Genomic DNA, 5,912 nt, shown 5'->3' with positions numbered 1-5,912 from the left:
CCGGCGGCCGCCGCCAGTTCCCCGGAACGGGCGCCGGCGGCAATCACGGCCGCGTCGCAGGCGATCTCGCCGGCGCCCGTCAAGACCGCCTTGAGACGACCGTCCTGCACCCGGAAACCGGTGGCGCGAGCGACTACCCGCTGGGCGCCACGGGCCAGGGCGAACCGCTCCAGCGCCTGCATGTAGGCCCCCGGGTTGCGGCAGTGCCCTGCCTCATCGACATGCACGGCAAAGCCGAAGGCGGGATCGAGATCGGGTTCGCGCTGGCGCAGCGCATCGCCTTCCAGTTCGGTCCAGCCGATGCCCAGTTCACGCCGCACACCCCAGCCGAATGCGTCGCCCTCGAACTGCTGGCGCGACCGGTACACATGCAATACACCTGAGGTATCGATCAGCTGCGCCACCCCGGCGCGCCGCGCCACCTCCAGGTGCAGCAGGCGGGCGTCGACCACCAACGTGCGCAGCGCGGCGGCGGTGGTGCGAATGCGCGTGCGCCGGGCGCTGGCCAGGTTGCGCAGCAGCCATGGCATCAAGCGCGGCAGGTGGCGCCAGCGGATCGCCAGCGGACCGAGCGGATCGGCCAGGTAGCCCGGCACCTTCTTCCACATGCCCGGTTCGACCGGCGGTATCACCGAATGCGACGACAGCCAACCCGCATTGCCATAGCTTGCAGCCTCTTCGCTGCCGGCCTGGTTGAAGTCGAGCAGGGTCACCTGCAGGCCCTGGTCGAGTGCGTGGATGGCGCTCATCAGGCCGACGGCACCGGCGCCGATGATGACCACGTGACGGGGAAAAGTGACTTCGGCAGGCGCGGCGTGTGACATGAGGGTGATCTGGGGCGAATCGACGAAGGCCTGATGATATGCCAAAGCCCGATGTCGGGGGCGCGGCGCCCGCTCGTCGTCCAGCGCCCGCCGGCCCGAATATTCGAGGAAATCTCGGGTTTTTGCTGTGGATAAGTCGAGGTGCGGCCAATACGATGCATTCGGCCAAGCCAACCGGCCGCACTTCAACCAATCCACCCGAAAGAGACCTTCAATGAAAACCACATCGACCATCCTGCTCGCCCTGGCCGCACTGGCCGCTTCCACTGCCGCCAGTACCGCCCTTGCAGCGCCCCTGGAAGCGGGCTGGTACCTGGGTGCCGGCATCGGTCGCGCCAGCCATGCCGTCTCGCCGGGCTTTCCGCCCGATACCCGCATGGACAACCAGGGCAACGCCTACCGGCTGTACGGCGGCTACCAGTTCAATCGCTACCTGATGCTCGAGACAGCCTATATCGACCTGGGCAGCGTGAAGGTGGATTCACCCACCGAATACGCCCGTATCAAGGCCCGCGCAATGACCTTCGGCGTCATCGGCATGCTGCCGGTTTGGTCCGGGTTCTCGCTGACGGGCAAGCTGGGCCTGGCCAGCCTGAATGCCGACGCCGAGGCCGGCACCAAATCGGGATCCAGCCGCAGCGAATCCAGCGCGACCCGGGCCACCATGCTGGCCGGCGTCGGGCTGCGCTACACGATCACGCCCAACATCACCGTCCGTGCCGACTACGACCACATGCAAAAGACCGGTATCTTCGCGCGCGGCGGCAAGCTGGGCAACCACATGATGTCGCTGGGCGTCGATTACCGCTTCTGACGCGCCAAGGCAGGCGCCGACGCCCGCCCGGATCGGCGCCGCTGCCCCGATCCATCCATCAAAAAGCCGGTTGCACGGGCGACCGGCAACCGGCAACGCGATGCAAAGCGCGGTGTGCGCTGTCCGGGCGGCCTTGCTGCACCCGGACATGGAACAAGCCTATTGCACGTTCTGCACGCTGGCTGGCAGGTCCCGGCCATGGTACTTCTTGTAGATGGTATTGAGGTTGCCACTCTTCATGTTGGTCTTGACCCAGGTATCGACCCATTCCTTGAGGCGCGGCTGGTTCTTGTTGAGGGCGATGCCGAGCTCGAAATCCTTCTGCGCGAACTTCAACTCGATGTTCTTGCCGGCGGCCCGCTTCTGCATTTCCTGCAGGTTCGACGGCGTGCTGGAGAACAGGTCGATCTGGCCGGTCACCATCGACGTGATCAGGGTGGCGTCGTCTTCATAGCGGACGATGTCGGCGCCCTTGGCCTGCGCCGTGGTGAGGGTATCGTTGACGGTGGCGCGGGTCAGGCCGATGCGCTTGCCATCCAGGTCCTTGTAGTCCTTGACGGCGATGTTCTTGAGGCCGCCGACGATGATCGTGATGACCGCATAGGGGGTCGAGAAGTCGATCACCTTCTGGCGCTCCGGCGTGATCGACAGGTCGGCGATGACCAGGTCGGCACGATTGGCCTGCAGCGTCGGCACCCGCGCCGCATTGGTGACCGAGACGATCTCGAGCTGCACCCCGAGGTCCTTGGCCAATTGCCTTGCGGTGTCGACGTCGGAGCCGGTGGGTTGCATCTTGTCATCGGCGTAGCTGAACAGCGGCGTGCCCATGGCAATGGCTACGCGTACCTTGCCGGCCTTCTTGATGTCGTCCAGCTGGTCGGCCATGGCGGCATGGGAAAACACGCCGAACATCAGCGCGGCGATGCAGCTACGGGTAAGGATCTTCTTGACTTGCATGGTAGGTCTCCGTTGTCGTTGGGTGGTCTTGTCGTATCGGGCTGGCTTATTGCGCGGGTTACAGGTCGGCCGCCAGGAAGGCCTTCAATTCTGCGGTCTGCGGACGGTCCAGCATCTCGCCCGGGCCGACTTCCCACACCCGGCCCTGGTGCATGTAGATGATGCGATCGGCCACCCGCTTGGCGAAATTCATCTCGTGGGTCACCAGGATCATGGTCATGCCGCCGGCGGCCAGGTCTTCCATCACGCGCAGCACTTCACCGGTCAGTTGCGGATCGAGCGCCGAAGTCACTTCGTCGAACAGCATGACCTTGGGCGCCATCGCCAGCGAACGGGCAATCGCCACGCGTTGCTGCTGGCCGCCCGAGAGCTGCTCGGGATAGGCACCGGCCTTCTCGTCCAGGCCGACCTGGGCCAGCGCGGCCAGCGCCACCTTCTGCGCTTGGGCCTTGCTCTGGTTCTTGACGTGGCGCAGCGCCAGCATCACGTTCTCCAGCACGTTGAGGTGCGGGAACAGGTTGTAGCTCTGGAACACGATCCCCACTTCGCGTCGCAGCAGGTGCAGGTCGACCGCCGGGTCGTCGACCTGGATACCGGCCACCTGGATGGTGCCCGAATCGATGGTCTCGAGGCGGTCGATGCAGCGCAGCGCGGTGCTCTTGCCCGAGCCCGAGGCGCCGATGATGGCGATCATCTCGCCGCGCGCGACCTCGAACGAGACCCCCTTCAATACCTGGTTGGAACCGAAGCTCTTGTAGACCTGGTCGACCTTGACGATAGGCGCGGCCGTGGCAGCGGTCGGCGCCGATGGCGCCGTGCTTGCGGCATTAGCGATTGCTGACATTGAGCTTTCTCTCCATGGATGCACTCCAGCGCGACAGCGGGTAGCACAGTAAGAAATAGAAGGTCCCGACCACGGTGAATACCAGGAAGGGCTGGAAGATCGAGTTGTTGATGATCTGGCCGGCGCGGGTCAGTTCGACGAAGCCGATGACCGACGCCAGCGAGGTCATCTTGATCAGTTGCACCAGGAAACCGATGGTCGGCGGCAAGGACAGGCGCGTGGCCTGCGGGATGATCACCAGCCTCAGGGTCTGCCAGCGGGTCAGCGACAGGCATTCGGACGCCTCCCACTGCGGCTTGGGCATGGCTTCGACACAACCGCGCCAGATATCGCCCAGGTAGGCACTGGTGTAGACCATCATGGCGATCCCGGCCGCCACCAGCGCCGGCAGCGCAAACCCATAGACCGACAGCCCGAAGTAGACGATGAACAGCAGGATCAGCAGCGGGATACCTTGTATGCATTCGATATACAACAGCGCGATATTGCGCAGCCAGGCCCGCGGCGAGATACGCGCCAGCATCACCACGAAGCCGCCGATGCTGCCCAGCACGAAGGCCAGCAGCGACAGCACCACGGTCCACCAGATCGAATCGACCAGGTACCAGAGGTGGGTCCACGAGAACGAGCCGATCATGATGCGCTCCCTTCGACGGTCTCGCGCGGCTGCGAGTGGCCGTGGATGAACGGCACATGCGACACCGGCGTGAGCGCGCCGGCGGCATTGGCCATGGGCAGGTGCGGCAGCGTCGACTGCGGGCTGCGGCGGGCCAGGTGGGCAGCGCGGCGGATGGTGCGGCGACGCTTGAAGATGTATTCGCCGAAGGCGTAGGCCAGCAACTTCACCAGCACCGACAGCACCAGGTACAGGGCGGCCACGACGATATAGGTTTCCAGCGAACGGAAGGTGTCCGATTGCACCGTATTGGCAATGGCGGTGAGTTCCTCGGCCGAGATCTGGGAGGCCATGGCCGAGGCCTGCATCATCAACAGGAACTGGCTGGTGAGGGCCGGATAGACCCGCTCGATGGCCGGCTGCAGCATCACATGCCAGCGTATGCGCCAGGTCGACAGGCCCAGGCATTCGGCGGCCTCGATCTGGCCGCGCGGCACCGAGTCGATACCGGCGCGGATGATCTCGGCCGCATAGGCGGCAATATTGATGATCATGGCCAGCACCGCAGCGGCGAAGGTGGGCATGTGCACCCCAAGGCTGGCCAGGCCGAAATAGAGCAGGAATATCTGCACCAGGAACGGCGTATTGCGTACCGCCTCGATGTAGGCGCCGCAGGCGCGCGCCACCAGGATATTCTTGCTGCTCTTGGCAAAGGCGATGATGACGCCGATGGAAACGCCCACGATCACTGCCACCGTGGTCATCTTCAGGGTCAGCCAAGCGCCCCGCAGGAACACTGGCCAATACGGCGCGAGGCTGCTGAAGTCGAGTGAGAAGTTCATGGATTCCGTTGGTTGAATCAAACCGGTTCAAAGCCGCGAAGGGCACTCACGATTGACGGCCAGCACCCCCTCATGATGTATGACAACATACGATTCAATTGAAGAGCACCGGTCCGCCGCAGCGCGTGGCGGGACGAGCTGACTACGTTTTTTCCAGGGGATCGAAGGGGCCGACGGTGGTAAAGGCGCCACCCTGCAGCACCGCCACCGGGTCGTCCGCTGCCGGCCTGGGCTGGGCCTCGACCTTGTCGCGGAAGATCTCGGAGCTGTCCTTGGGTGCATAACCCAGGTGCGCCGCATGGCGGTTGTCCCACCAGGTATGGGCGTTGTCGGACATGCCATACACCACGGTATGGCCCACGCCGGGCGCAAACAGCGCGCGCCGCAGCAGTTGCATGAAGTCGTCCACGCTCATCCAGCTGGCCATCATGCGGCGGTCGCGGGCCTCGGGGAAGATCGAACCGATGCGGATGCTGACCGTCTCCACGCCATAGCGGTCGAAATAGAACTGGGCCATGTCCTCGCCGTAGGACTTGGACAGGCCGTAATAGCCATCCGGACGGCGCAGGTCGTGGGTATCGATCTTCTGGTCCTGGCGATAGTAGCCGGTGACGTGGTTGGAACTGGCGAAGATGACCCGCTTGACCCGGTGCCGGCGCGCGGCTTCATAGATGTGGAACACACCCTTGATATTGCCCTCGAGGATTTCTTCGAAAGGCCGCTCGACCGACACCCCGCCGAGGTGCACGATGGCGTCGCAGCCGGCCACCAGGGCATCGACCGCAGCGCGGTCGGCCAGGTCACAGGCGACCAGTTGTTCGAACTCGGCCGGCGCGCCCAGCGCACCGCTATCGATGGCACCGGCCAGGTCCGACAGCCGCACCTGGTCTGCCAGCGCGCGCAGCAGGGGTCGTATGGTCCGGCCTACGCCGCCGGCGGCACCGGTCAGCAGCAGGCGGCCATAGCGCGCGCTCGCCAGCGTGCTTTCCCATGCCAGGTCGGGTGCGGCAGGCGC

The 5,912-nt window shown here is 64.8% G+C and carries 7 protein-coding genes; 1 reads left to right on the top strand and 6 read right to left on the bottom strand.

Going from position 1 to position 5,912, the window contains the following annotated elements; all coding sequences use genetic code 11:
- Positions 1-824, bottom strand: an 824-nt coding sequence (locus PMI40_RS12070) for an FAD-binding oxidoreductase (protein ID WP_008115663.1), incomplete at its 3' end; no start/stop codon positions are given.
- A gap of 214 nt (positions 825-1,038) precedes the next feature.
- On the opposite strand from PMI40_RS12070, the gene PMI40_RS12065 reads away from it, so the two are divergent.
- Positions 1,039-1,638: an outer membrane beta-barrel protein gene (locus PMI40_RS12065; RefSeq protein ID WP_008115662.1), complete on the top strand. Its 600-nt coding sequence runs from the start codon at positions 1,039-1,041 to the stop codon at positions 1,636-1,638.
- Between the two features lie 159 nt (positions 1,639-1,797).
- On the opposite strand, the gene PMI40_RS12060 is transcribed toward PMI40_RS12065, so the two are convergent.
- The 5 genes from PMI40_RS12060 to PMI40_RS12040 form a co-directional block, all read right to left on the bottom strand.
- The gene (locus PMI40_RS12060) at positions 1,798-2,595 is read right to left on the bottom strand and encodes a transporter substrate-binding domain-containing protein (RefSeq protein ID WP_008115659.1); all 798 of its coding nucleotides are present in this window, start codon (positions 2,593-2,595) and stop codon (positions 1,798-1,800) included.
- 58 nt (positions 2,596-2,653) lie between these two features.
- Entirely contained in the window at positions 2,654-3,439 is a 786-nt protein-coding gene (locus PMI40_RS12055; protein WP_008115656.1) for an amino acid ABC transporter ATP-binding protein, read from the bottom strand.
- The gene (locus tag PMI40_RS12050; protein WP_008115654.1) at positions 3,423-4,076 is read right to left on the bottom strand and encodes an amino acid ABC transporter permease; all 654 of its coding nucleotides are present in this window, start codon (positions 4,074-4,076) and stop codon (positions 3,423-3,425) included. Before PMI40_RS12050 ends, PMI40_RS12055 begins: the two co-directional genes overlap by 17 nt.
- Positions 4,073-4,897 (bottom strand): amino acid ABC transporter permease, encoded by an 825-nt coding sequence (locus PMI40_RS12045; protein WP_008115653.1) that lies wholly within the window; start codon positions 4,895-4,897, stop codon positions 4,073-4,075. The genes PMI40_RS12050 and PMI40_RS12045 overlap by 4 nt, the downstream gene beginning before the upstream one ends.
- Before the next feature lie 142 nt (positions 4,898-5,039).
- Complete coding sequence (locus PMI40_RS12040) at positions 5,040-5,894, bottom strand: NAD(P)-dependent oxidoreductase (protein ID WP_040501969.1); 855 nt, start codon at positions 5,892-5,894, stop codon at positions 5,040-5,042.
- Positions 5,895-5,912: the final 18 nt, after the last annotated feature.

It is taken from the genome of Herbaspirillum sp. YR522 (assembly GCF_000282575.1).
GTDB lineage: Bacteria > Pseudomonadota > Gammaproteobacteria > Burkholderiales > Burkholderiaceae_D > Herbaspirillum.
The sequence above is the reverse complement of the archived record's forward strand: the minus strand, read 5'-3'. Positions and strand labels throughout refer to the sequence as shown.

What these genes read in the sequence shown, in the direction of transcription:
- PMI40_RS12055 (WP_008115656.1), bottom strand. Translation starts at nt 3,439, where the DNA reads ATGTCAGCAATCGCTAATGCCGCAAGCACGGCGCCATCGGCGCCGACC.
- PMI40_RS12060 (WP_008115659.1), bottom strand. Translation starts at nt 2,595, where the DNA reads ATGCAAGTCAAGAAGATCCTTACCCGTAGCTGCATCGCCGCGCTGATG.
- PMI40_RS12050 (WP_008115654.1), bottom strand. Translation starts at nt 4,076, where the DNA reads ATGATCGGCTCGTTCTCGTGGACCCACCTCTGGTACCTGGTCGATTCG.
- PMI40_RS12045 (WP_008115653.1), bottom strand. Translation starts at nt 4,897, where the DNA reads ATGAACTTCTCACTCGACTTCAGCAGCCTCGCGCCGTATTGGCCAGTG.
- PMI40_RS12065 (WP_008115662.1), top strand. Translation starts at nt 1,039, where the DNA reads ATGAAAACCACATCGACCATCCTGCTCGCCCTGGCCGCACTGGCCGCT.